This is a genomic window from Enterobacter cloacae (genome assembly GCF_011078175.1).
Taxonomy (GTDB): Bacteria; Pseudomonadota; Gammaproteobacteria; order Enterobacterales; family Enterobacteriaceae; genus Enterobacter; species Enterobacter cloacae_Q.
On sequence record NZ_JAALCJ010000001.1, the window covers coordinates 840,978 to 867,254 of the forward strand.

Consider the following 26,277-nt stretch of genomic DNA (forward strand, 5'->3'; position numbering starts at 1 on the left):
ACTGGCATCAGTCCTAAAAAAAGCTTATTCATCCATTGGCTATTGACAGAATAATTGAGGCTGATTCACACGCTTTCAGGCACGCTACCGCCCTTGGCTTTCAGTTACCAATCCACTGACTAAACAATACCTTATGGTTAGACACCCTCTTTGATAAGGCCTTTAACGAAATATATCAATCACCTCAAAAAGCGGACTGATAATGTATAGCCTTCGCCTAAGACCGAAACAAAAATAGCAACATGGAGATTTAACATTTGTTGCTGGAAGAATTGTTGCAGCTAACCTAATAGCAGGCAAGGAGACAACCGTCCTAATATTCGTTTTTAAGATTAATATTAAGAGCAAAGTTTTAATGTTTTCGGATTTTCTTTATATTGACAAAATAGATCGCCACAGCACTTATTGCGATATATCCTAAATATCGTTTTATGTAATTAAAACTTCGCAATTAACTTATTTACACCGCCCGGAAAAGGTTTTTTTTGGTGAGTGTAGCATTAAGAGAAATCTCACTCCGGCATTGCAATTTTTGTCGGCTTTATCCATGATCGAAGTGTGACATTAGTCATATAACAGAAGGTATTGCATTTACTATGGAATGGATTGCCGATCCATCAATCTGGGCCGGGCTGGTGACGCTGGTCGTCATCGAATTAGTACTCGGCATTGATAACCTGGTGTTTATCGCCATCCTTGCCGATAAATTACCCCCTTCGCAACGCGACCGCGCCCGCGTGACGGGTCTTCTGCTCGCCATGGTGATGCGTCTGTTGTTACTGGCCTCGATTTCGTGGCTGGTTACGCTGACCAAACCCATATTCAGCATCCAGGGGCTGAGCTTTAGCGCTCGCGACCTGATCATGCTTTTCGGCGGATTGTTCCTGCTGTTCAAAGCGACGGTTGAGCTTAATGAGCGACTGGAGGGAAAAGACAGTGAAAACCCCACCCAGCGACGCGGTGCAAAATTCTGGCCGGTGGTCGCGCAGATAGTGGTGCTGGATGCCGTCTTTTCTCTCGACTCCGTAATTACTGCCGTCGGGATGGTTGACCATCTGGCGGTGATGATGGCCGCCGTGATCATCGCCATCACCCTGATGGTGCTCGCCAGTAAAGCCCTGACGCGCTTCGTGAACAGTCATCCGACTATTGTCATCCTCTGTCTGAGCTTCCTGCTAATGATTGGCTTTAGCCTGGTGGCGGATGGTTTCGGCTTCCATATCCCGAAAGGCTATTTGTACGCCGCCATTGGTTTCTCGGTGCTTATTGAGTTCCTCAACCAGCTGGCCATTTTCAACCGTCGCCGGTTTCTCTCCGCGAACCAGACATTGCGCCAACGCACCGCAGATACCGTGATGCGCCTGCTGAGCGGCAAAAAAGAGGATGCCGAGCTGGATGCCGAGTCCGCTGCGATGCTTGCCGACCACAGCGACGGGCAGATCTTCAACCCGCAGGAACGCCGGATGATAGAACGCGTGCTTAACCTCAATCAGCGTTCAGTAAGCAGCATCATGACCTCCCGCCACGACATTGAGCATATTGACCTGACGGCGCCGGAAGAGCAGATCCGTGCCCTGCTGGATAAAAACCAGCACACCCGTGTGGTCGTCACCGGCGGTGAAGAGGAAGAAGAGCTGCTGGGCGTGGTACACGTGATTGACCTGCTGCAACAGCAGCTTCACGGCGAGCCGCTCAACCTGCGCGCGCTGGTACGCCAGCCGCTGGTCTTCCCGGAAGCGCTGCCGCTGCTCTCCGCCCTGGAGCAGTTCCGCAACGCGCGTACCCACTTCGCGTTTGTCGTTGATGAGTTTGGTTCTGTGGAAGGGCTGGTGACGCTTAGCGACGTCATGGAAACCATCGCCGGCAATCTGCCTAATGAGGTGGATGAGATCGATGCGCGTCACGATATTCAGAAAAACGCCGACGGCAGCTGGACCGCTAACGGCCATATGCCGCTGGAAGATCTGGTACAGTTCGTTCCGCTGCCGCTGGACGAGAAGCGCGAATACCACACCATCGCCGGTTTGCTGATGGAATATCTGCAACGCATTCCGCAGCCGGGCGAAGAGGTTCAGGTGGGGGATTACCTGATCAAAACCTTGCAGGTTGAGAGCCATCGCGTGCAGAAGGTGCAGCTGATCCCGCTGCGCGGTGAAGATGAGATGGACTTTGAGGTTTAGGTAAAAGCAAAACGGCAACCTCGTTGCCGTTTTTAGTGTTTGCTCCCTCTCCCCGTGGGAGAGGGCATCAGGCCGCACGTGCCACCCGGCACAACAGGCATCACAGCTTATCGAGCAGCTTTTTCACATCCTTACCTGACTGAGACTCTTTATTGCGGTCCGCCCAGTCATTCAGCCGACGTTTCGCTTCATCCTGAAGATGCTTACGCAGGATCTGATCGACCTGCAAACTGTAATTCAGCGCCTGCCATTTTCCGTAGACGCGCAGCGGTATCGGCGTCTCTTTCAGGAACTCCACAAGCTGGCCTTCGCCTTCCCAGCCGGCCTTCACCCGGACGTTGAAGCGGGTATCAGCCGTCTCTTTCACCAGATCCAGCGCGCCGTTTCCCGTCAGCGCCAGCAGAGATGAAGTTCCCTGCATATCGTCAAGCGAGAGCTGACCGTTGTCGAGGGCAAGCTCGCTGGTAAAGCTGTCCAGACGGGTTGCGCTGTCGTAGTTTTCATTCGCTTTCACGCTGCTGCTGCGCTCTACCGCCTGCTGTACCAGCTGCTGGAAGTTCAGCCCTTCCATGCGCGAATCTTTGAGCTCAACGTGCGCCTGCCCCTGCCAGCTACGGCGGAAAGCGTCCGCATCAATCTTCTTGCCGGAAAAATCCCCGGCCAGCGACAGCTGCCCCGTGAGGGCAATAGGGTAATTAAAGGCTTTCAGGATGGTACCAATCTCAACGTTTTCCAGACGCGGCTGGAACGCGGCGCTGGCAACGTCTTTACGTACATCCAGCGTGCCCGGCAGGGAGAGGTTCCCTGCTCCCATTTTTCCGCTGAGTTCGGAGATGACCAGCAGGCCATTGTGGTTGAACATCTGGCTGCTGACGTCAGTAAAATCAATTCCACGCCAGCGCACGCTGTTCGCTTTCAGCAGAATGTCGGCGGTAAATCCGCGCAGGCCGTTGTAGTCAGGCTGATCGAGATTTGAGGAGATCACCGGACGCGACTGCGTGACCTGGCTTTGCCCCACCTGCGTGGCTCCCTCATCGGTCGCGTTCACCGGTTGGGGCGGCAGCAGGTTCTCGAGGTTCAGCTTGTCGAATTGCAGATCCAGCACCCACTTGGGTTTCTCATCGAGCGTGACGCTTGCCTGTCCCTTCAGGGAACTGTCGTTGGCCTGGAGGTTGAGCGCGTTCAGTTCGAGCTGTTTGCGCTCTTCATGCCACACCGCCTGCATGGTCCCCTGCCCGGCTATTCCTTTTGTGGGTAAATCCGCGCCGGTCAGCTGCCAGTTGAGTTGCTGAACGTCCGCCGTCAGCTGGTGCGGGTAATCCGACGCATTCACGTTCGCATTCATCGACAGGTTGAGATCGCGCTGATTGCGGTTGATCCGCCCCGAGAACTCCATGGTGGCGTGATGGTTGGCGTCCTGCTCCATCCTGAGGTTGATATTGCGTACGGTGATCTGTTCGTCGTCCTCATGCTGGAAAACCAGCACGCTGTCAGCAACTTTCAGATTACCGATGTCGAACGACCAGCCGGTATCAGAGGGGACGTCAGGCAAGGTGTTTTCACGCGGTGCGACCGGAGCATCCGCCTGACGAACGGCTTCGGTTTGGGGGGTAAGCTGAATCACCGCCCCTTTCAGCATCACCTGTTCTACCTGAAGTTGATGGGATAACAGCGGGATGAGCGCGACATCAAGACGCATGTTATCCGCCGTGACCAGCGGCTGCACGGCGCCCGGCGCGGTGAGCGACATACGTCCGGAGAGAATGCTAAGCTGAGGCCAGACGTGCCAGCGCAGCGGCCCGTCCAGCTTGAGTTCATACCCGCTGCGCGCTTCCACCTGCCGCACCATATAGGCCCGGAAGTCATTCGGGTTAACCAGCAGCACCAACGCTGAAAGGCCAGCCACCAGCACCACCAGCAAAATCATCAGCGTTGTCAGAACTCTTCTCATGGCTTCCTCAGTGAACTCACAGATCAGTCTTTATCGATACGACTGGCAACCGCACCCTGCTGGTCGCGATATTTTGCGTCCTGACGGCGGTTATAAGGACGGTCTGCCGGGCCGGTCAGCGGCTCGAAGCTCAACGCACCAATCATCATTCCCGGTCGAAGCGCCAGCGGCAGTTTACCGGCGTTGAAGAACTCCAGCACAATACGGCCAGACCAGCCCGGATCGATACGGTGCGCGGTGACGTGCACCATAAGACCCAGACGCGCCAGGGAAGAGCGTCCGTCAAGCCAGCCGACCAGATCCGCAGGCAGCGTGACGGATTCAAAGGTCACCGCCAGCGCCAGTTCGCCAGGATGGAGATAAAACGCCTCTCCTTCTTCGATGACGATTTCGTCGCTCATGACGCGATCCAGCGCTGCGCTGACTTCGTCTTTCGGTCCGCTGAGGTCGATAAACGGTGCCGTGTGGCCGCTGAAGGTGCGGAATTTGTTCCCCAGACGCACATCGACGGTCACGCCGTTAATACGCTCAACCGGTGGACGCGGGGTGATAGACAGGCGGCCTTCATCCAGCCAGGCTTCTATATCGCGGTCACAAAGACGCATGGCACTTTCTCCTTTCGTGCATCGCGCCCTGAAGCCTTACAGCGTCAGGGCAAAACCAGGTTATCTCTGAACGGTACACAATTCACACGGCTTATTCAAAAAACTGACTGATTTTCGCTTTTAAGATATCAATGGCAATACGGTTTTTACCGCCGCGCGGCACGATAATATCGGCGTATTGTTTTGAAGGTTCAATAAATTGCAGGAACATCGGACGCACGGTTTTCTGATATTGCGCCATCACGGAATCCATGGAGCGGCCGCGTTCGTTAACGTCGCGTTTGATACGACGCATCAGGCAGATATCCAGCGGGGTATCGACGAAAATCGAGAAGTTCATTGATTCGCGCAGACGAGCGTCGGTGAGCAGCAAAATCCCTTCAAGGATGATCACCTTCTTAGGCTCGATGCGGATCGTTTCCTGGGTGCGGGTATGTTCCACATAGCTGTAGACGGGCAGTTCAATCGCCTCGCCGCGCTTCAGCGCTTCCAGATGCTGGAACAGCAGGCTGTGATCCATCGCACTGGGGTGGTCGTAGTTGGTTTTTACGCGCTCTTCCATCGAAAGATGGGATTGATCTTTGTAATAGCTATCTTCGGGAATAACACCGATATGCTCATCACCCACTTGTTCACGCAGTTCGCGATAAAGCGTACTGGCAATAAGACTTTTACCTGAAGCCGATGCGCCGGCAATGCCTATGATGACGCACTGATGAGACTTATCAGTCATAAATTTAGCGACCTGATTAACCTGGATGTAAGGAAGGACGACGCCGGAGCGTCAAACGCGGCAATTATAGGGATTTCGGAGACGTGATACCAGTCGAATGCGCAGGTTATGCGAGGCGGGCTGAAAAGCGCCGTTTCACGCCTTTAGCGAAATTTTTACGCGCGGTTTTTCGCCATTTCATCGCCTTTCTTCGCAGAGTAACTATTTTATAAGTCTATGAAGTCAAAATCTGAGCACTCAGCATATGAATTGTAAAATGTTTGTACTAGCATAAACCAAATTATGAATTTACGCGTCCGGACCTGGTTCCTGACAACATGGCGTTCCTGGATAGAGCGGTAATGAATAAACAATACCAGCGGGTTTTGGTTACTACCCCACATCCTTTACTGCGGCTTGTCTGTCTGGGTCTGGTCACGTTCATCTTCACCCTATTTTCCCTTGAGCTGACTCGCTTCGGTACGCTGCTCGCGCCACTGTGGTTCCCAACCTCAATAATGATGGTGGCGTTTTACCGCCACGCGGGAAAAATGTGGCCCGGCATTGCGCTTGCCTGCTCCTTTGGCAATATTTTTGCCTCGTGGCTGCTTTTCTCATGGGACGCGATCAGCCTGACCTACACCACAATCAATATTATTGAGGCCGGTATTGGGGCTGTGTTGTTGCGCAAGTTGCTTCCCTGGTATAACCCGCTGCAAAACCTCAACGACTGGATCCGGCTTGCCATCGGGAGTGCCCTGGTGCCGCCGCTGGTGGGGGGCGTTCTGGTTCATTTTCTGGTGCCGAGCGCAGAGCCGCTGCGTAATTTTATTTTTTGGGTACTTTCAGAATCCATTGGCGCACTGGCGCTGGTGCCGTTAGGCCTGTTGTTTAAACCGCACTACCTGCTGCGACACCGCAACCCAAAACTGTTGCTGGAATCGCTGGTGACGCTAGTTATTACGCTGGTCCTGAGCTGGACGGCAATCGCCTGGCTGCCGTGGCCATTCACCTGCATCATCGTTCTGCTGATGTGGAGCGCGGTACGCCTGCCGCGTATGGAGGCGTTCCTGGTATTTTTATCCACCATCATGATGGTGTCCCTGATGATGGCGCGAAACCCGGCCTCCATGACGCCCTCCAGCATGATCGTCACCTTTAACGCGCCGTGGCTCCCCTTCCTGATGATGCTGTTACCCGCCAACATTATGACGATGGTGATGTATGCCTTCCGGGCCGAGCGTAAACACATCACGGAAAGCGAAGAACGTTTTCGTAATGCGATGGAATATTCCGCGATAGGTATGGCGCTGGTGGGCACTGAGGGCCAGTGGCTTCAGGCCAACAAGGCGCTGTGCAATTTCCTCGGTTACAGCCAGTCCGAGCTTCAGTCACTCACGTTCCAGCAGTTAACCTGGCCGGAGGATTTAAATACCGACCTGGAACAGATGGAACAGCTCATGCATGGGGAGATCAACAACTACAGCCTCGAAAAACGCTACTACACCCGCAGCGGCGAGGTGGTCTGGGCGCTGCTGGCCGTCTCCGTGGTCCGTCATGCCGACGGTACACCGCTCTACTTTATTGCGCAGATTGAAGACATCAACGATCTGAAACATACCGAGTGGGTCAATAAGCGCCTGATGGAACGTATCACCCTCGCAAACGAAGCCGGCGGCATTGGGATTTGGGAGTGGGATCTCGAGCCGAACGTAATCAGCTGGGATAAACGGATGTTTGAACTGTACGAGATCCCCCCGCACATTAAACCCACCTGGCAACTCTGGCATGACGCCATCGTGCCTGAAGATCGCACGCATGCCGAACAGGTGCTGCAAGAGTCACTCCAGGCCAGGGTGCCTTTCAAGCTGGAATTTCGCATTCGCGTCAAGGATGGCATTCGCCACATTCGTTCGTTAGCGAACCGGGTGCTGAACAAACAGGGCGAAGTGGAACGGCTGTTAGGGATCAACATGGACATGACCGAGGTGAAGCAGCTGAACGAGGCGCTGTTCCAGGAAAAAGAGCGTCTGCATATCACCCTCGACTCCATCGGCGAAGCGGTGTTGTGTACCGATATCGACATGAACATCACCTTTATGAATCCGGTCGCCGAGAAGATGAGCGGCTGGTCGCAAAGCGAAGCGCTGGGTCAGCCCGTCCTGAAGGTGCTGCACATTACCTTCGGCGAGAACGGTCCGTTAATGGAAAACATCCACAGCGGCGATATGTCCCGTACCGATATTGAACAGGATGTGGTGCTCAACTGCCGGAATGGCGGCAGTTTCGACATTCATTACAGCATTACCTCGCTCAGTACCCTGGAAGGGCACACCATCGGCTCGGTGCTGGTAATACAGGACGTGACCGAATCGCGCAAAATGCTGCGCCAGCTAAGCTACAGCGCCTCCCATGACGCCCTAACTCATCTGGCGAACCGCGTCAGCTTTGAAAATCATCTGAAGCGTCTGTTGCAGACGGTACAGGAGACCCATCAGCGTCACGCGCTGGTCTTTATCGATCTTGATCGTTTTAAGGCGGTCAACGATACGGCAGGCCACGCGGCGGGTGATGCTCTCCTGCGCGAGCTTTCTTCTTTAATGCTGACCATGCTGCGCTCCAGCGACGTGCTGGCGCGTCTGGGTGGCGACGAGTTTGGCCTGCTGCTGCCGGACTGCAACGTCGAAAGCGCACGCTATATTGCGGGCAGGCTGATCGACGCCATCAATAACTATCATTTTTCCTGGGAAGGACGCCTGCACCGCATTGGCGCCAGCGCAGGTATCACGCTGATTGACGACACCAATTATCAGGCTGCGGAAGTGATGTCTCAGGCCGATATCGCCTGTTACGCTTCGAAAAACAGCGGGCGCGGCGTGGTAACCGTCTATGAACCCCAGCAGGAGCGGATCCACAGCACGCGCAGCATGATGTCACTGGATGAACAGTGGCACATGATTAAAGATAATCATCTGCTGATGATTGCCCGCAGCGTCGCCTCACCGCGGATCCCCGAGAGCAGTAGCTTCTGGCTGATTTCTCTGCGGCTGTGGACCAGCCAGGGGGAAGTGCTGGAAGAGCATGCCTTCCGCGCCGGGCTGGCGGAAGCGGAGCTGCTGCACGCCCTTGACCGGCGTATTTTCAGCGAGTTTTTCCGCTCCTATGCCAGACAGGTGGCGGCGAAAGGGATGGGCGTCGCGCTGCCGCTCTCAGAAGCGGGTTTAGCCAGCGTCACGCTGGTGGATGAACTGCTCGATCTCATTACCAAAGGTCCACTGCCGGCACGTCTGCTGCATCTGGCGATCGCCGTCGATGTGTTGAGTAATAACGATGAAAACGTGCAGCAGGGTCTGCAAAAGCTTCGTCATGCCGGCTGTCGCGTGGTGTTGACCCGCGTCGGACGCGATATGAACGTCTTCAGCCAGCTCAGCGCCAACACAGCTGATTATCTGCTGCTGGATGCAGACGTGGTGACCAACGTCCACGGCAATTTGATGGACGAGATGATGGTGACCATCATTCAGGGCCACGCCCAGCGTCTGGGTATTAAAACCATTGCCGGCCCATGCCATCAGTCGATCATGATGGATACGCTGTCGGGCATCGGCGTTGACTTTATTTACGGCGATACCATTGGGGAAGCGCAGCCGCTGGATCTACTGCTCAATACCAGCTATTTCGCCATCAACTGACGGCGACCAGCCGTCGGTGTACCAGATATGCAATAACGCATAGGAGCGCCACGGCTGCCAGCGCTCCGCATAGCGACGGATTTGCGCGGGCGTCATACCGGCAAAGCGCTGCTTAATCAGATAATCATCCGGCAGAAAAACATCCTTCGCCTGCCAGCCGCGCAGGGCCAGGTAATTGGCGGTCCAGCGCCCTATGCCGGGGCGCTGCTGTAGCGCCTTCATTCCGGCCTCAACGTTCGCAGGCGGGAACAGCGGGAATTCACCATCCACTACCGACTGCGCCAGGTGAATCAACGACTCCGCACGCTTGAGCGGCATCCCGAGGGCTTTCAACGCCAGCGGATCCGCCGCGGCCAGTACCTCTGGCGGAGGAAAGCAGAGGTAGCCCGGCGCGTCCTGGATGGGTTCACCGCACAGCGCCACCACCCGTGACGCCAGTTTAGCCGCCATCGCCACGCTTACCAGCTGTCCGAGAATGGCGCGTACGCCCTGTTCGTACGTATCCATCGCGCCTGGCAAACGTAACCCCGGCCGCGCCGCGGCGAGCTCGCCCAAAGTCTGCGCAATGTGCAGCGGATCGCAATCAAGGTCAAACAGGCGGGCGATGCGGTCCAGGCAGATATCCGCCACGGGGATCAGGCCAGGGCTGAGCGACACCGCCAGCGTATGGGTTGCGCTGTTTGGTGTGATGCGAAAAATGCCCCGATGCCCGGCACAGGCAAAACTGCGCTCGTAGTAATCCTCCGTAACGGTCTCAACCCCCGTGACCGCACGCGCGGCAAGAAAGCCAAACATCCACGTCCAGTCGTAGGGCGGTTGCCAGTTCAGGGTATACATCGTCTCTCCTTTTGTATTTACCTCAGCATAAACCGAAAGATTGCGTTGCGCCTTGCTTTCATATTCCTGTTGTCGCCTGGCAGACATTTCGCTAAAGTCTCGCCCCTTCTCACCGGCATGGGGATTTATTGTGTTTATTGGATTCGACTACGGCACCGCAAACTGCTCGGTTGCGATAATGCAACATGGACAACCGCAGCTCCTTGAAATGGAAAACGGCAGTACGCTGCTGCCGTCAATGCTCTGTGCGCCCACGCGTGAAGCGGTGAGCGAGTGGCTGTTCCGCCACCATCAGGTTCCGGCCACCGCGGCGGAGACCCAGGCGCTGCTGCGCCGTGCGGTCAGCTTTAACCGCGAGGAAGATATCGACGTTACCCCGTCCAGCGTGCAGTTCGGCCTCTCTTCCCTCGGGCAGTACATTGAAGACCCGGAAGAGGTCTACTTTGTTAAATCGCCGAAATCCTTCCTCGGCGCCAGCGGCCTGAAGCCGCAGCAGGTGGCAATGTTTGAAGACCTGGTCTGCGCGATGATGCTGCACATCCGCAATCAGGCGCAGTCCCAGGTGCCGGATGCCATCACCCAGGCGGTGATTGGCCGTCCGATCAACTTCCAGGGGCTGGGCGGCGACGAAGCCAACCAGCAGGCGCAGGGGATCCTCGAACGTGCAGCGCACCGCGCAGGCTTCCGTGACGTAGTGTTTCAGTACGAGCCGGTTGCGGCGGGGCTGGATTTTGAAGCCACGCTGACGGAAGAGAAACGGGTGCTGGTGGTGGACATCGGCGGCGGTACGACGGACTGTTCTTTGCTGCTGATGGGTCCGCAGTGGCATCACCGTCGCGATCGTGAAAACAGTCTGCTGGGGCACAGCGGCTGCCGCGTAGGTGGTAACGATCTGGATATTGCCCTGGCCTTCAAGAGCCTGATGCCGCTGCTCGGCATGGGCGGACAGACCGAGAAAGGCATCGCCCTGCCGATCCTGCCGTGGTGGAACGCGATTGCCATCAACGACGTCCCGGCACAGAGTGATTTTTACAGCACCGCGAATGGCCGTTTCCTCAACGATCTGGTGCGCGATGCGCAGGATGCAGAGAAGGTCGCGCTACTGTATAAGGTGTGGCGTCAGCGCCTGAGCTACCGGGTCGTGCGCACCGCCGAAGAGAGTAAAATTGCCCTTTCCGATCGTCCTGAGCATGCGGTTTCGCTGCCATTTATCAGTGACTGTCTGACTACGGCTATCACGCAGGAGGGGCTGGAAGTTGCGCTGGCCCAGCCGCTACAGCGCATTCTGGAGCAGGTACAGCTGGCGCTGGCGAACGGCAAAGAGAGACCGGACGTGATTTACCTGACCGGCGGTAGCGCCCGTTCACCGCTTCTCAAGAAAGCGCTGGCGGAACAGCTGCCGGGGATCCCGATTGCCGGCGGCGATGACTTTGGATCCGTTACGGCAGGTCTGGCCCGCTGGGCGCAGGTGGTGTTTAGCTAGCGTGGGTGCGGTCTGGTGCCCTCTCCCACGGGGGGAGGGTGAAAACCGCGGCGCCACACTCAGACAATTCCCGACAGTCTTCCATATTTCCTCCATTTTTCCGCTGTGTTACCTGACTAAACTAGTATCATTCCCCGAAAGAGTTTCAGGATGAGAACGTATAACGATGACAGGCAGTAACAAATCCCGCTGGGCAATCGCCGTCGGCATCATTGTGGTGGCACTTGCCGCCGCCTGGTACTGGCACAGCCAGTCCGCAAATTCCACAGCACCTGCTGGCGCCAGCAGCCCCTCACAACGCCCTACGGGTGGCGGGCGCCACGGTATGCGCGGCGGTGCGCTGGCACCGGTGCAGGCGGCAACGGCGGTGAACAAATCCGTGCCTCGTTATCTCTCCGGGCTGGGTACCATCACCGCCGCCAACACCGTGACGGTGCGTAGCCGCGTAGACGGTCAGCTGATGGCCATCCACTTCCAGGAAGGTCAGCAGGTGAAAGCCGGAGACCTGCTGGCGGAAATCGATCCAAGCCAGTTTAAGGTGGCCCTGGCGCAGGCGCAGGGGCAGCTCGCGAAGGACAAAGCCACGCTCGCTAATGCCCGCCGGGATTTAGCCCGCTATCAGCAACTGGTAAAAACCAACCTCGTGTCGCGTCAGGAGCTGGATACGCAGCAGTCTCTGGTCAGTGAATCTCAGGGGACCCTCAAGGCCGACGAAGCCGCGGTTGCCAGCGCCCAGCTCCAGCTCGACTGGAGCCGGATCACCGCGCCGATTGACGGCCGTGTGGGCCTGAAACAGGTTGATATCGGCAACCAAATCTCCAGCGGCGACACCACGGGCATCGTGGTGATCACCCAGACGCACCCTATCGATCTGGTTTTTACCCTGCCGGAGAGCGATATTGCGACGGTGGTGCAGGCGCAGAAGGCCGGAAAAGCGCTGGTGGTTGAAGCCTGGGATCGCACCAACAAGCAGAAGCTGAGCGAAGGGTCGCTGCTGAGCCTGGATAACCAGATCGACACCACCACCGGCACCATTAAGCTAAAAGCACGCTTCAACAATCAGGACGATGCCCTGTTCCCGAATCAGTTCGTTAATGCGCGCATGCTGGTCGCGACCGAAGAAAACGCGGTGGTAATCCCCACGGCGGCCCTGCAAATGGGCAGTGAAGGCAACTTTGTCTGGGTGCTGAACAGCGAAAACAAGGTCAGCAAACACCTGGTGAAAACGGGGATCCAGGACAGCCAGACGGTGGCGATCAGCGCCGGGCTGTCCGCAGGCGACCGCGTCGTGACCGACGGTATTGACCGCCTGACCGAAGGGGCACAGGTCGAAGTGGTGGAAGCACAGAATACAGGAGCAAAAGCCTGATGCAGGTGATGCCGCCGAGCTCTACAGGTGGGCCATCACGCCTGTTTATTTTACGTCCGGTTGCCACGACCCTGTTGATGGTGGCAATCCTGCTGGCCGGGATCATTGGCTACCGTTTTCTGCCCGTGTCGGCGCTGCCGGAAGTAGACTACCCGACCATTCAGGTTATCACCCTCTATCCGGGCGCCAGTCCGGACGTGGTGACGTCCGCCATCACCGCTCCGCTGGAGCGTCAGTTTGGCCAGATGTCTGGCCTGAAGCAGATGTCCTCCCAGAGCTCCGGTGGCGCCTCGGTCGTCACGCTTCAGTTCCAGCTCACGCTGTCGCTGGACGTCGCTGAGCAGGAGGTGCAGGCCGCAATTAACGCCGCAACCAACCTGCTGCCGTCTGACCTGCCTAACCCACCGGTTTACAGCAAGGTCAACCCGGCCGATCCGCCGATCATGACGCTTGCCGTCACCTCCTCCGCCATGCCGATGACCCAGGTGGAAGACATGGTCGAAACCCGCGTGGCGCAGAAAATTTCTCAGGTGACCGGCGTGGGACTGGTGACGCTGGCGGGCGGTCAACGCCCCGCCGTTCGCGTCAAACTGAATGCCCAGGCCATTGCCGCACTGGGGTTAACCAGCGAAACCATTCGCACCGCTATCACCAGCGCCAACGTCAACTCCGCGAAGGGTTCGCTGGACGGCCCCACCCGCGCGGTCACGCTTTCCGCCAACGACCAGATGCAGTCCGCCGAGGAGTACCGTCAGCTGATTATTGCCTACCAGAACGGGGCGCCGATCCGCCTGGGTGACGTGGCAACCGTCGAACAAGGCGCGGAAAACAGCTGGCTCGGGGCGTGGGCCAATAAGCAGCAGGCGATTGTCATGAACGTTCAACGCCAGCCGGGCGCAAACATCATTGATACCGCCGACAGCATTCGCACCATGTTGCCGCAGCTGGTGGAAAGCCTGCCAAAATCGGTCAGCGTGAAAGTGCTCTCTGACCGCACCACGAATATTCGCGCGTCGGTGACCGACACCCAATTTGAGCTGATGCTGGCGATTGCGCTGGTGGTGATGATCATCTACCTGTTCCTGCGCAACGTCCCGGCAACCATCATTCCCGCCGTCGCCGTACCGCTCTCGCTGGTCGGCACCTTCGCGGTGATGGTGTTCCTCGACTTTTCGATTAACAACCTGACGCTGATGGCGCTCACCATCGCCACCGGATTCGTGGTGGACGACGCCATCGTGGTAATCGAGAACATCTCGCGCTACATCGAGAAAGGCGAAAAGCCGCTGGCCGCCGCGCTGAAAGGGGCCGGAGAGATTGGCTTTACTATTATCTCGCTGACCTTCTCGCTGATTGCGGTGCTGATCCCGCTGCTGTTTATGGGCGATATCGTCGGGCGGCTGTTCCGCGAGTTTGCCGTGACGCTGGCGGTCGCCATTCTGATCTCTGCCGTGGTGTCGCTGACGCTGACGCCGATGATGTGCGCCCGCATGCTGAGCCACGACTCCTTGCGCAAGCAAAACCGCTTCTCGCGCGCCTCCGAGCGGATGTTCGAGCGCATTATTGCCGCCTATGGCCGCGTGCTGGCGAAAGTGCTGAACCATCCGTGGGCGACGCTCGGCGTGGCGCTCGGCACCCTGGCGCTCAGCGTCATGCTGTGGATTTTCATTCCGAAAGGCTTCTTCCCGATTCAGGACAACGGCATTATTCAGGGCACGCTTCAGGCGCCGCAGACGGTCTCCTTCGCCAACATGGCGCAGCGCCAGCAGCAGGTGTCTGAGATCATCATGAAAGATCCGGCGGTGGAAAGCCTGACTGCCTACGTGGGCGTGGACGGCACCAACCCGTCGCTCAACAGCGCGCGCCTGCAAATTAACCTTAAACCGCTTGATGACCGCGACGATCGCGTCAACGCGGTAGTTGAGCGCCTGCAAAGCGCGGTGGCGCGCGTGCCGGGCATTGAGCTGTATCTGCAACCGATCCAGGATTTAACCATTGATACACAGGTGAGCCGCACGCAGTACCAGTTTACGCTCCAGGCCACCTCGCTTGAGGCGCTGAGCACCTGGGTGCCGCAGCTGGTGGATAAGCTGAAAGCACTGCCGCAGGTTTCTGACGTCAGCAGCGACTGGCAGGATAAAGGGCTGGCGGCGTACGTAAACGTCAACCGCGACACCGCCAGCCGTCTGGGCATCACCATGTCCGACGTGGATAACGCCCTGTATAACGCCTTTGGCCAGCGCCTAATCTCCACCATTTACACCCAGGCAAACCAGTATCGCGTGGTACTGGAACATAATACCGAGAACACGCCCGGGCTGGCGGCACTGGACGCGGTACGTCTGACCAGCAAAGACGGCGGTATTGTGCCACTTAGCGCCATTGCCAGCGTGGAAGAGCGCCACACCCCACTGTCGATTAACCATCTCGATCAGTTCCCGTCTACCACCATTTCGTTCAACGTGCCGGACGGGTATTCCCTGGGCGAAGCGGTGGAGGCCATTCTGGGCGCGGAGAAAGAACTTAGCTTCCCGTCCGATATTCAGACCCAGTTCCAGGGCAGTACGCTGGCGTTCCAGGCCGCGCTGGGCAGCACCGTCTGGCTGATTGTCGCGGCGGTGGTAGCGATGTATATCGTGCTTGGCGTGCTGTATGAGAGTTTCATCCATCCGATCACCATCCTCTCCACCCTGCCGACGGCGGGCGTGGGGGCGCTGCTGGCGCTGATGCTGGCGGGGAGCGAGCTGGACGTGATTGCTATCATCGGCATCATCCTGCTTATCGGCATTGTGAAGAAAAACGCCATCATGATGATCGACTTTGCGCTGGCCGCCGAGCGCGAGCAAGGGATGGCGCCACGCGAGGCCATTTACCAGGCCTGTCTGCTGCGTTTTCGTCCGATCCTGATGACCACCCTCGCCGCCCTGCTGGGCGCGCTGCCGCTGATGCTGAGCACCGGCGTGGGGGCCGAACTGCGCCGTCCGCTGGGCATCGGAATGGTGGGCGGCCTGCTGGTGAGCCAGGTGCTGACGCTGTTTACCACGCCGGTTATCTACCTGCTGTTTGACCGTCTGGCCCTGTGGACGAAAAGCCGCTTCCCGAAACGTGAAGAGGAGGCCTAAGTGAAGTTTTTTGCCCTCTTCATTTACCGTCCGGTGGCGACGATTTTACTCTCCGTCGCTATCACCCTGTGCGGCGTGCTGGGCTTCCGGCTGCTGCCGGTGGCCCCGCTGCCGCAGGTCGATTTCCCGGTGATCATGGTCAGCGCCTCGCTGCCAGGTGCATCCCCGGAAACCATGGCATCATCGGTGGCGACCCCGCTCGAACGATCGCTTGGGCGAATTGCCGGGGTTAACGAGATGACCTCCAGCAGTTCGCTGGGCAGCACGCGCATCATTCTGGAATTTAACTTCGACCGGGATATCAACGGCGCGGCGCGTGACGTGCAGGCCGCGATTAACGCCGCCCAAAGCCTACTGCCGAGCGGCATGCCGAGCCGACCAACCTACCGCAAGGCCAACCCGTCCGACGCGCCGATCATGATCCTGACGCTCACGTCAGAGACCTACTCCCAGGGCGAGCTGTACGATTTTGCCTCCACGCAGCTGGCGCAAACCATCGCCCAGATTGACGGCGTGGGTGACGTTGACGTCGGTGGAAGCTCCCTGCCCGCCGTGCGCGTGGGGCTGAACCCGCAGGCGCTGTTCAATCAGGGCGTGTCGCTGGACGACGTGCGTTCCGCCATCAGCAACGCCAACGTGCGTAAGCCGCAGGGCGCGATTGAGGACAACAGCCACCGCTGGCAGATCCAGACCAACGACGAGCTGAAAACCGCCGCCGAGTATCAGCCGTTAATTATTCACTACAACAACGGCGCGGCGGTGCGCCTGAGCGACGTCGCCAGCGTCACCGACTCGGTGCAGGACGTGCGTAACGCCGGGATGACCAATGCCAAGCCCGCAATTTTGCTGATGATCCGCAAGCTGCCGGAAGCCAACATCATCCAGACGGTGAACAGCATCCGCGCGCGCCTGCCGGAGCTACAGGAAACGATTCCGGCGGCCATCGATCTCCAGATTGCGCAGGACCGCTCTCCCACCATCCGCGCCTCGCTTGAAGAGGTTGAGCAAACGCTAATCATCTCCGTCGCGCTGGTGATCCTGGTGGTGTTCCTGTTCCTGCGCTCGGGGCGCGCCACGCTGATCCCGGCGGTGGCGGTCCCGGTGTCGCTGATAGGTACCTTTGCCGCCATGTACCTGTGCGGGTTTAGCCTTAACAACCTGTCGCTGATGGCGCTGACGATTGCCACCGGGTTTGTGGTGGATGACGCCATCGTGGTACTGGAGAATATTTCGCGTCATCTGGAAGCGGGCATGAAGCCGCTCCAGGCGGCGCTTCAGGGGACACGCGAAGTAGGCTTCACGGTCCTGTCCATGAGCCTGTCGCTGGTGGCAGTGTTCCTGCCGCTGCTGCTGATGGGCGGCCTGCCGGGGCGACTGCTGCGCGAATTTGCCGTCACGCTCTCCGTTGCCATCGGTATCTCACTGGTGATTTCGCTGACGCTGACGCCGATGATGTGCGGCTGGATGCTGAAGCGCAGCCAACCGCACTCGCAGCCGCGCAGGAAAGGTTTTGGCCGCGTCCTGATGGCGATGCAGTCGGGCTATGGCAAATCGCTGAAGTGGGTACTGAACCACACGCGTATTGTCGGGCTGGTGCTGATGGGCACCATCGTGCTCAACGTCTGGATGTATATCACCATCCCGAAAACCTTCTTCCCGGAGCAGGATACCGGCGTGCTGATGGGCGGTATTCAGGCGGACCAGAGTATTTCGTTCCAGGCGATGCGCGGCAAACTGCAAGACTTTATGAAAATCATCCGGGAAGATCCGGCCGTGGATAATGTGACCGGCTTTACCGGCGGCTCGCGCGTTAACAGCGGGATGATGTTTATTACCCTCAAGCCGCGCGATGAACGTCATGAAACGGCGCAGCAGATCATTGACCGCCTGCGGGTGAAGCTGGCCAAAGAGCCGGGGGCGAATCTGTTTTTGATGGCCGTTCAGGATATCCGCGTCGGCGGACGACAGGCTAACGCCAGCTATCAGTACACCCTGCTCTCGGACGATTTAGCCGCCCTGCGCGAGTGGGAGCCGAAGATACGCAAAGCGCTGGCCGCTCTGCCGCAGCTGGCGGACGTGAACTCCGACAGCCAGAACAACGGCGCGGAGATGGCGCTCACCTACGATCGTGAAACCATGTCGCGACTGGGCATCGATGTTGAAGCGGCCAATAGCCTGCTTAACAACGCCTTCGGCCAGCGTGAAGTCTCCACAATTTATCAGCCGATGAACCAGTACAAGGTGGTGATGGAGGTTGATCCGCGCTACACCCAGGACATCAGCGCGCTGGACAAGATGTTTGTGATCAATAATGACGGCAAGGCGATCCCGCTGTCGTACTTCGCCAGCTGGCAGCCGGCGAACGCGCCGCTGTCGGTGAACCACCAGGGACTTTCCGCCGCCTCGACCGTGTCGTTTAACCTGCCAACCGGCTCGTCGCTGTCTGAGGCCAGCGACGCCATCAACCGTGCCATGACCCAGCTCGGAGTACCCTCCTCCGTGCGCGGCAGCTTTGCCGGTACGGCGCAGGTGTTCCAGGACACCATGAACTCACAGGTCATTTTAATTCTGGCGGCCATTGCCACGGTCTATATCGTGCTGGGCGTGTTGTATGAAAGCTACGTGCACCCGTTGACCATTCTTTCCACGCTGCCTTCTGCGGGCGTGGGGGCGCTGCTGGCGCTGGAGCTGTTTGGTGCCCCATTCAGCCTCATCGCGCTCATCGGGATCATGCTGTTAATAGGCATTGTGAAGAAAAACGCGATTATGATGGTCGACTTCGCGCTGGACGCCCAGCGTAACGGCAACCTGACGCCGGACGAGGCGATATTCCAGGCCTGTCTGCTGCGTTTTCGCCCGATCATGATGACCACGCTGGCCGCACTCTTTGGCGCGCTGCCGCTGGTCATGTCCGGCGGTGACGGCTCAGAGCTGCGCCAGCCTCTGGGGATCACGATTGTCGGCGGTCTGGTGATGAGCCAGCTGCTGACCCTTTACACCACGCCGGTAGTCTATCTGTTCTTTGACCGACTGCGGCTGCGTTTTTCGCGTAAAAAGAGAACCACGGTGACCGAGTAAATGACCGACCTACCCAGTAACGTTCGCTGGCAATTGTGGATCGTCGCGTTCGGCTTCTTTATGCAGTCGCTGGACACGACCATCGTGAACACCGCCCTCCCCTCGATGGCGAAAAGCCTGGGGGAGAGCCCGCTGCACATGCATATGGTGATTGTCGCCTACGTGCTGACGGTCGCCGTGATGCTGCCTGCCAGCGGCTGGCTGGCGGATAAAGTCGGCGTGCGAAACATCTTCTTCACCGCCATTGTGCTGTTTACCTCCGGGTCGCTGTTTTGCGCCCAAGCCAATACCCTCGATCAGCTGGTGATGGCGCGCGTGCTACAGGGCGTCGGCGGCGCGATGATGGTGCCCGTCGGGCGGTTAACGGTGATGAAAATTGTTCCGCGCGCGCAGTATATGGCGGCGATGACCTTCGTCACCCTGCCCGGTCAGATCGGCCCGCTGCTTGGCCCGGCGCTGGGCGGTATTCTGGTGGAGTATGCCTCCTGGCACTGGATCTTCTTAATTAACCTGCCGGTCGGCATTATCGGCGCGATCGCCACTCTGACGCTGATGCCAAACTATAAAATGCAGACCCGGCGCTTTGATTTCGTTGGCTTCATCCTGCTGGCGACCGGCATGGCGACGCTCACCCTGGCGCTCGACGGGCAAAAAGGGCTGGGGATCGCCTCCCTGTCGCTCGCCCTGCTGGTGGCGCTGGGGATCATTGCGATTCTCTGGTATCTGTGGCATGCCAGAGGCAACGCTAGCGCGCTGTTCAGCCTGAATCTGTTCAGGAATCCCACCTACCGTCTTGGTCTGTTCGGCAGCTTTGCCGGACGCATCGGTAGCGGCATGTTGCCGTTTATGACGCCGGTATTTTTACAGATTGGGATGGGCTTCTCACCGTTCCACGCGGGGTTAATGATGATCCCGATGGTGCTCGGCAGCATGGGGATGAAGCGTATTGTGGTGCAGGTAGTGAACCGCTTTGGCTATCGCCGGGTGCTGGTGGCCGCTACGTTCGGGCTGGCGCTGGTCTGCCTGCTGTTTATGGCCGTGGCGCTGCTGGGCTGGTACTACATCCTGCCGCTGGCGCTGTTCTGCCAGGGGGTCATCAACTCCGTGCGCTTCTCGTCGATGAACACCCTGACGCTGAAAGATCTGCCGGACGAGCTGGCAAGCAGTGGTAACAGCCTGCTGTCGATGATCATGCAGCTCTCCATGAGCGTGGGGGTCACGGTGGCCGGATTGCTGCTCGGCATGTACGGTCAGCACCATCTCAGCGCCGACACCCCCGTCGCGCATCAGGTCTTTTTATACACTTACCTCAGCATGGCGGTCATTATCGCCCTGCCCGCTTTTATCTTTGCCAGAGTGCCGAATGATACGACCAAAAACGTCGTGCTCCGACGCGGCAAAAGGAGTGCACCATGAAATTCTGGCGTCCGGGGATCACCGGTAAGCTTTTTGTGGCGATTTTCGCCACCTGTATCGTCCTGCTCATTACCATGCACTGGGCGGTGCGGGTCAGTTTTGAGCGCGGCTTTATTGATTACATCAAGCACGGTAACGAACAGCGATTACAGGGATTAAGCGACGCGCTGGGGGAGCAGTACAGCCTGCACGGTAACTGGCGTTTTCTGCGCAATAATGACCGCTTTGTGTTTCAAATTCTGCGCTCGCTGGAGCACGATAATGATGACGATCGCCCGGGGCCGGGCATGCCGCCGCACGGCTGGCGCACCCAGTTCTGGGTGATTGACCAGGAGATGCGCGTGCTCGTAGGCCCGCGCTCACCGGTACCGCCGGATGGCACGAAGCGCGCCATTACCTCGAACGGCGCTACGGTAGGCTGGGTTATCGCCTCGCCGGTCGAGCGGCTGACGCGCAACACCGACATTAACTTCGACCGCCAGCAGCGTCAGACCAGCTGGCTGATTGTCGCGCTTTCCACCCTGCTGGCGGCGCTCGCCACCTTCCCGCTGGCGCGCGGCCTGCTGGCACCGGTTAAGCGCCTGGTGGAAGGCACCCACAAGCTGGCGGCGGGTGATTTCTCGACCCGCGTGGACACCCGCAGTCAGGATGAACTGGGCAAGCTGGCGCAGGACTTCAACCAGCTCGCCAGCACGCTGGAGAAAAACCAGCAGATGCGCCGCGACTTTATGGCCGACATTTCGCACGAGCTGCGCACCCCGCTGGCGGTACTGCGCGGCGAGCTGGAGGCGATTCAGGACGGCGTGCGGCAGTTCACCCCCGAGTCCGTGGCCTCGCTACAGGCGGAAGTCGGTACGCTGACCAAGCTGGTGGACGATCTGCATCAGCTTTCCATGTCCGACGAAGGCGCTCTTGCCTACCAGAAAGCCCCGATCGACGCGATCAATATCCTCGAAGTCGTGACCGGCGCGTTCCGCGAGCGTTTCGCCAGCCGTGACCTGAAAATCAATCTCTCGCTGCCGGACAGCGCGGTGGTATTTGGCGACAGAGATCGCCTGATGCAGCTATTTAATAATCTGCTGGAGAACAGCCTTCGCTATACCGACGGCGGCGGCGCGCTGCATATCTCCGGCAGGCAGGAAAACGGGCGCTTTGCTCTGACCTTTGCGGACTCCGCCCCTGGCGTGAAGGATGCGCAGCTGGAAAAACTGTTCGAGCGTTTCTATCGCACCGAAGGATCGCGCAACCGCGCCAGCGGCGGTTCCGGCCTTGGGCTGGCGATTTGCGTTAACATTGTGGAAGCCCACGGCGGCACCATCCGCGCCGCCCATTCGCCTTTTGGCGGGGTAAGCATTACAGTAGAGTTACCTCTGGAACGGGATTTATCGAGAGAAGCATGACCGAGTTACCGATTGACGACAACACACCGCGCATTTTGATCGTGGAAGACGAGCCTAAACTGGGGCAACTGCTGATCGACTATTTGCGCGCCGCGAGCTATGCGCCAACGCTTATCAGCCACGGCGACCCGGTGCTGCCCTACGTGCGCCAGACGCCGCCGGATCTGATCCTGCTGGATCTGATGCTGCCGGGTACCGACGGCCTGACGTTGTGCCGTGAAATTCGTCGTTTCTCCGATGTGCCCATCGTGATGGTGACGGCCAAAATCGAAGAGATCGACCGTCTGCTGGGGCTCGAAATTGGCGCCGACGATTACATCTGTAAGCCTTACAGCCCGCGGGAGGTGGTCGCGCGCGTGAAAACCATACTCCGCCGCTGTAAGCCGCAGCGCGAGCTTCAGGTGCTGGACGCCGAAAGCCCGCTGATTGTCGACGAAAGCCGCTTCCAGGCGAGCTGGCGCAGCAAAATGCTGGATCTTACCCCTGCGGAGTTCCGCCTGTTGAAAACGCTCTCCCACGAGCCGGGGAAAGTGTTTTCCCGCGAACAGCTGCTCAACCACCTGTATGACGATTACCGCGTGGTGACCGACCGCACCATCGACAGCCACATCAAAAACCTGCGCCGCAAGCTGGAGGCGCTGGACGCCGATCAGTCGTTTATTCGTGCAGTGTACGGCGTGGGGTATCGCTGGGAAGCGGATGCGTGCAGGATTGCCTAAATATCCCCCCCTCCCCCAGCCCTCTCCCCAAAGGGGAGAGGGTGAGGGGCAAAGCTTTACCTCTCTTCCCCGCAGCGCTACAATGCCCGCCCTTAAAGTGGGGGATCTCCCCTTACCGCTGCACCAGGTGCACGCGGATCTGACCTGTCATCAGAACGAGAACAAACATGTTTAAACCGGAACTTCTTTCCCCGGCGGGAACGCTGCAAAATATGCGTTACGCTTTCGCCTATGGTGCCGACGCCGTCTACGCGGGCCAGCCGCGCTACTCGCTGCGCGTGCGTAATAACGAATTCAACCACGAGAATCTTCAGCTTGGCATCAACGAAGCGCATGCCCTGGGCAAAAAATTCTACGTGGTGGTGAATATCGCGCCGCACAACGCCAAGCTGAAAACGTTCATTCGCGACCTGAAGCCGGTGGTGGATATGGGGCCGGACGCGCTGATCATGTCGGACCCGGGTTTAATCATGCTGGTTCGGGAGAACTTCCCGGAGATGGACATTCACCTCTCGGTGCAGGCTAACGCCGTTAACTGGGCAACGGTCAAATTCTGGAAACAGATGGGGCTAACCCGCGTCATCCTTTCGCGCGAGCTGTCCCTCGAAGAGATCGAAGAGATCCGCACCCAGGCGCCGGATATGGAGATCGAAATCTTCGTTCACGGCGCGCTGTGCATGGCCTACTCCGGCCGCTGCCTGCTCTCTGGCTACATCAACAAGCGTGACCCGAACCAGGGCACCTGCACCAACGCCTGCCGCTGGGAATATAACGTTCAGGAAGGCAAAGAGGATGACATCGGGAATATTGTGCACAAACACGAGCCGATCCCGGTCACCAACGTTGAGCCAACGCTGGGTATCGGCGCGCCTACCGACAGCGTGTTTATGATCGAAGAAGCCAAACGTCCAGGTGAGTACATGACCGCCTTCGAAGACGAGCATGGTACCTACATCATGAACTCAAAAGATCTGCGCGCCGTGGCGCACGTTGAGCGTCTGACCCAGATGGGCGTGCATTCCCTGAAGATAGAAGGCCGCACCAAGTCTTACTACTACTGCGCCCGTACCGCACAGGTGTATCGCAAAGCCATCGACGATGCCGCCGCCGGTAAACCGTTCGACACCAGCCTGCTGGAAACGCTGGAAGGTCTGGCGCATCGCGGCTATACCGAAGGCTTCCTGCGTCGTCACACCCACGACGACTACCAGAACTACGAGCATGGCTACTCGATTTCCGAACGCCAGCAGTTTGTCGGTGACTTCACCGGCGAACGTAAAGGTCCGCTGGCCGCCGTCGCCGTAAAAAACAAATTCACTAAGGGTGACAGCCTGGAGCTGATGACGCCGCAGGGCAACATGAACTTCCGCCTGGAGCACCTTGAAAATAAAAAAGGGGAAGCGATTGAGGTCGCACCTGGCGACGGCCATGTGGTCTGGCTGCCGGTTCCTGAAGAGGTGGAGCTGGAGTTTGCACTGCTGATGCGTAATTTTGAAGGTGAAACTACCCGAAATCCACACGGCAAATAGTCAATCTACGGGATTTTTTCACGCTGGGATAATTCTTAGAATCGGATCACATACCGCTTCGTTCAATACGGGTATTATCCCCCCGCTGAAAAACATAACCCATAAATGCTAGCTGTACCAGGAACCACCTCCTTAGCCTGCGTAATCTCCCTTACGCGGGCTTATTTTTTGCCTTTCATCCTGTTCTTACCCGCTTTTTCCTTCTCTGGGATACACTCTTTCTATAGTTAAAAAAGGGAGCAACCCGGATGGCATCCTATCCAGACAGTTTATTAATTCTCAATGGCAAAAGTGCAGGCAACGATCTGTTACGCCAGGCGATCGCCGAATTGCGTGAAGATGGCGCGCGCATTCATGTGCGGGTGACCTTTGAAAAAGGCGATGCGGCACGCTATATCGACGAAGGCATCAGGTTAGGCGCTGAGACCATCATTTCCGGCGGCGGCGACGGAACAATCAACGAGATCGCTGGCGCGCTGATTGACCTCAGCACAGCACATCGCCCGGTGATGGGCATTTTACCGCTCGGTACCGCCAATGATTTTGCCACCAGCGCCGGTATACCCGAGGATTTAGGAAAAGCACTGCAACTGGCTATCCTCGGTAAAGCGACCGCCGTCGACATTGCGCAGGTGAATGAAAAAACCTGCTTTATCAACATGGCAACGGGGGGTTTCGGCACGCGGATCACCAGCGAAACGCCGGAGAAGCTGAAAGCCGCGCTGGGCGGCGTCTCGTACCTCATTCACGGCCTGATGCGCATGGACACCCTCAAGCCCGACAGCTGTGAAATTCACGGTGAGAACTTCCACTGGCAGGGCGACGCGCTGGTGATTGGTATCGGCAACGGGCGTCAGGCAGGCGGCGGACAGCAGCTCTGCCCCGAAGCCTTGATTAATGACGGTCAGCTACAGCTGCGCATTTTTACCGGCGACGGGCTGCTGCCTGCGCTATTTACGACGCTGACGCAGCCAGAGGAGAGCCCCAATATCATCGACGGTAAATCCGCGTGGTTTGAAGTGATCGCCCCACACGGTATGACCTTTAACCTTGATGGCGAACCGCTGAGCGGAGAGAAATTCCGCATCGAAGTTGTTCCGGGCGCTTTGCAGTGCCGATTACCGCCGGATTGTCAGCTCTTGCGCTGATGGTTTGCCGGGTGGCGGCTACGCCTTACCCGGCTAAAACCCGCATAACCCTGATACGCCGCCACCTCCCGCGTCATCTCGCGGGAATACTGCTGTGAAGCGTTGACCAGCATCCGCGTATAGTCGGTCGTCGCTTTCCCGGCCACCAGTTCGTCTACCGTCAGGCCTTCAAGAATTTCTCCAGACTGCATTATCGCCACCTTCTGACACAAACGGGCAATCACGCCCAGAATGTGGGCGACCATCAGGTAGGTCAGGTTCGACTCACGCTGAAGTTACGCCAGCAGATTGAGGATTTCCGCCTGCACGCAGACGTCCAGCGCCGAGGTCGGTTCATCCAGCAGCGGTACCTGCGGCTCCAGAATGAGTGCTCTGGCAATTGCCACGCGCTGGCGCTGCCCGCCGGAAAGCTGGTGCGGATAGCGAGCGCGAAACGCCCCGTTCAGCCCAACCTTATCCGGCAGGGCGTGAACGCGCCGTACCGATCCTGAAAAACCATCTGCACCCGGCGGCAGCGCTCCTGGCTGATACGTTTTTCCAGCCGCTTGCCGTTAATCGCCAGATCGCCCTCCCAATGGGTAAACAGCCCGGCAAGGCATTTCAGCACCGTGGTTTTGCCGGAACCAGACTCCCCCACCGGGCCGTAAATCTCCCCATCCGCCACGCGAATATTCACATCGTCCAGCACCGGATTACGCTTCCCGCCCTCGCCAAATGTCAGGCTGAGGTGTTTTACCCCGATCGCACGGCGTAGAGGGCCGCGTCATTATTACAGGATAGGCGTCACGTTTGCAGGAATTGCACGATGTCCGGGCAATATCATATGGCCTGAAGACATTACGAAATTCCGACCGTTTCACCTTTACAGGCTTCCTGACGAACAAACCCAGGCTGTTCAACCCGAATAAATGGACACAAAATGAAGGCCACGACATACAGCACCGTATAGGCGATGACCACGCCGAGCGTGCTGAACCAGGGCAGCAGCACCACGGCAATCGCCGGCGCAAGGAAGTTAGACAGACCGGCTGACAGG

Annotated in this window: 15 protein-coding genes and 2 pseudogenes; 11 read left to right on the forward strand and 6 right to left on the reverse strand. The window is 58.0% G+C overall.

The genetic code is table 11. From position 1 onward, the window contains the following. Positions 1-596: 596 nt before the first annotated feature. Positions 597-2,180, forward strand: a complete 1,584-nt coding sequence (locus tag G6Q29_RS04145; RefSeq protein ID WP_165464613.1) for a TerC family protein — start codon at positions 597-599, stop codon at positions 2,178-2,180. Positions 2,181-2,280: 100 nt separating this feature from the next. On the opposite strand, the gene asmA is transcribed toward G6Q29_RS04145, so the two are convergent. The 3 genes from asmA to udk form a co-directional block, all read right to left on the reverse strand. Next, entirely contained in the window at positions 2,281-4,131 is a 1,851-nt protein-coding gene (gene asmA / locus G6Q29_RS04150) for an outer membrane assembly protein AsmA (protein WP_165464614.1), read from the reverse strand. Between the two features lie 23 nt (positions 4,132-4,154). Further along, complete coding sequence (gene dcd / locus G6Q29_RS04155; RefSeq protein WP_006811250.1) at positions 4,155-4,736, reverse strand: dCTP deaminase; 582 nt, start codon at positions 4,734-4,736, stop codon at positions 4,155-4,157. 91 nt (positions 4,737-4,827) lie between these two features. Continuing rightward, positions 4,828-5,469 (reverse strand): uridine kinase, encoded by a 642-nt coding sequence (gene udk, locus G6Q29_RS04160; RefSeq protein ID WP_000130320.1) that lies wholly within the window; start codon positions 5,467-5,469, stop codon positions 4,828-4,830. 341 nt (positions 5,470-5,810) lie between these two features. Here udk and G6Q29_RS04165 point away from each other — a divergent pair, with 341 nt between their 5' ends. Then, positions 5,811-9,140, forward strand: a complete 3,330-nt coding sequence (locus tag G6Q29_RS04165) for a diguanylate cyclase (RefSeq protein ID WP_165464615.1) — start codon at positions 5,811-5,813, stop codon at positions 9,138-9,140. Here G6Q29_RS04165 and alkA read toward each other — a convergent pair. Continuing rightward, on the reverse strand, positions 9,105-9,977 hold the full coding sequence (gene alkA / locus G6Q29_RS04170) for a DNA-3-methyladenine glycosylase 2 (protein WP_165464616.1): 873 nt from the start codon (positions 9,975-9,977) through the stop codon (positions 9,105-9,107). The genes G6Q29_RS04165 and alkA overlap by 36 nt on opposite strands. Before the next feature lie 130 nt (positions 9,978-10,107). On the opposite strand from alkA, the gene yegD reads away from it, so the two are divergent. The 9 genes from yegD (at position 10,108) to yegS (ending at position 25,241) form a co-directional block, all read left to right on the forward strand. After that, a complete protein-coding gene (yegD, locus tag G6Q29_RS04175; RefSeq protein WP_165464617.1) occupies positions 10,108-11,460 on the forward strand; it encodes a molecular chaperone in 1,353 nt (450 codons plus the stop codon). Between the two features lie 166 nt (positions 11,461-11,626). After that, positions 11,627-12,829, forward strand: a complete 1,203-nt coding sequence (locus tag G6Q29_RS04180; protein ID WP_165464618.1) for an MdtA/MuxA family multidrug efflux RND transporter periplasmic adaptor subunit — start codon at positions 11,627-11,629, stop codon at positions 12,827-12,829. Further along, positions 12,829-15,951, forward strand: coding sequence for an MdtB/MuxB family multidrug efflux RND transporter permease subunit (locus G6Q29_RS04185; RefSeq protein ID WP_165464619.1), 3,123 nt, complete (start codon positions 12,829-12,831; stop codon positions 15,949-15,951). Before G6Q29_RS04180 ends, G6Q29_RS04185 begins: the two co-directional genes overlap by 1 nt. Beyond that, entirely contained in the window at positions 15,952-19,029 is a 3,078-nt protein-coding gene (gene mdtC, locus G6Q29_RS04190) for a multidrug efflux RND transporter permease subunit MdtC (protein WP_165464620.1), read from the forward strand. Next, complete coding sequence (locus tag G6Q29_RS04195; RefSeq protein ID WP_165464621.1) at positions 19,030-20,445, forward strand: MFS transporter; 1,416 nt, start codon at positions 19,030-19,032, stop codon at positions 20,443-20,445. Beyond that, positions 20,442-21,845 carry a two-component system sensor histidine kinase BaeS gene (gene baeS, locus G6Q29_RS04200; protein WP_165464622.1) on the forward strand — a complete coding sequence of 468 codons (1,404 nt, stop codon included), beginning with the start codon at positions 20,442-20,444 and terminating at the stop codon, positions 21,843-21,845. The genes G6Q29_RS04195 and baeS overlap by 4 nt, the downstream gene beginning before the upstream one ends. Beyond that, a complete protein-coding gene (gene baeR / locus G6Q29_RS04205; RefSeq protein WP_165464623.1) occupies positions 21,842-22,564 on the forward strand; it encodes a two-component system response regulator BaeR in 723 nt (240 codons plus the stop codon). The genes baeS and baeR overlap by 4 nt, the downstream gene beginning before the upstream one ends. Before the next feature lie 167 nt (positions 22,565-22,731). Further along, on the forward strand, positions 22,732-24,093 hold the full coding sequence (gene yegQ, locus G6Q29_RS04210; protein ID WP_165464624.1) for a tRNA 5-hydroxyuridine modification protein YegQ: 1,362 nt from the start codon (positions 22,732-22,734) through the stop codon (positions 24,091-24,093). Between the two features lie 248 nt (positions 24,094-24,341). Next, on the forward strand, positions 24,342-25,241 hold the full coding sequence (gene yegS / locus G6Q29_RS04215; protein WP_165464625.1) for a lipid kinase YegS: 900 nt from the start codon (positions 24,342-24,344) through the stop codon (positions 25,239-25,241). Here the strand turns inward: yegS and G6Q29_RS04220 are convergent. Both G6Q29_RS04220 and G6Q29_RS04225 read right to left on the reverse strand, forming a co-directional pair. Further along, a pseudogene (locus G6Q29_RS04220) lies at positions 25,226-25,983 on the reverse strand (ABC transporter ATP-binding protein). The gene yegS and the pseudogene G6Q29_RS04220 sit on opposite strands and share 16 nt — an antisense overlap. Before the next feature lie 95 nt (positions 25,984-26,078). Then, positions 26,079-26,277, reverse strand: a pseudogene (locus G6Q29_RS04225) (cytochrome C biogenesis protein CcdA); the annotation flags it as partial.

Bases quoted from the DNA above. Each gene is read 5' to 3' on its own strand.
- baeS (WP_165464622.1), top strand. From the start codon at position 20,442: ATGAAATTCTGGCGTCCGGGGATCACCGGTAAGCTTTTTGTGGCGATT.
- G6Q29_RS04165 (WP_165464615.1), top strand. From the start codon at position 5,811: ATGAATAAACAATACCAGCGGGTTTTGGTTACTACCCCACATCCTTTA.
- G6Q29_RS04185 (WP_165464619.1), top strand. From the start codon at position 12,829: ATGCAGGTGATGCCGCCGAGCTCTACAGGTGGGCCATCACGCCTGTTT.
- alkA (WP_165464616.1), bottom strand. From the start codon at position 9,977: ATGTATACCCTGAACTGGCAACCGCCCTACGACTGGACGTGGATGTTT.
- yegS (WP_165464625.1), top strand. From the start codon at position 24,342: ATGGCATCCTATCCAGACAGTTTATTAATTCTCAATGGCAAAAGTGCA.
- udk (WP_000130320.1), bottom strand. From the start codon at position 5,469: ATGACTGATAAGTCTCATCAGTGCGTCATCATAGGCATTGCCGGCGCA.
- yegQ (WP_165464624.1), top strand. From the start codon at position 22,732: ATGTTTAAACCGGAACTTCTTTCCCCGGCGGGAACGCTGCAAAATATG.
- baeR (WP_165464623.1), top strand. From the start codon at position 21,842: ATGACCGAGTTACCGATTGACGACAACACACCGCGCATTTTGATCGTG.
- G6Q29_RS04195 (WP_165464621.1), top strand. From the start codon at position 19,030: ATGACCGACCTACCCAGTAACGTTCGCTGGCAATTGTGGATCGTCGCG.
- G6Q29_RS04145 (WP_165464613.1), top strand. From the start codon at position 597: ATGGAATGGATTGCCGATCCATCAATCTGGGCCGGGCTGGTGACGCTG.
- dcd (WP_006811250.1), bottom strand. From the start codon at position 4,736: ATGCGTCTTTGTGACCGCGATATAGAAGCCTGGCTGGATGAAGGCCGC.
- asmA (WP_165464614.1), bottom strand. From the start codon at position 4,131: ATGAGAAGAGTTCTGACAACGCTGATGATTTTGCTGGTGGTGCTGGTG.
- G6Q29_RS04180 (WP_165464618.1), top strand. From the start codon at position 11,627: ATGACAGGCAGTAACAAATCCCGCTGGGCAATCGCCGTCGGCATCATT.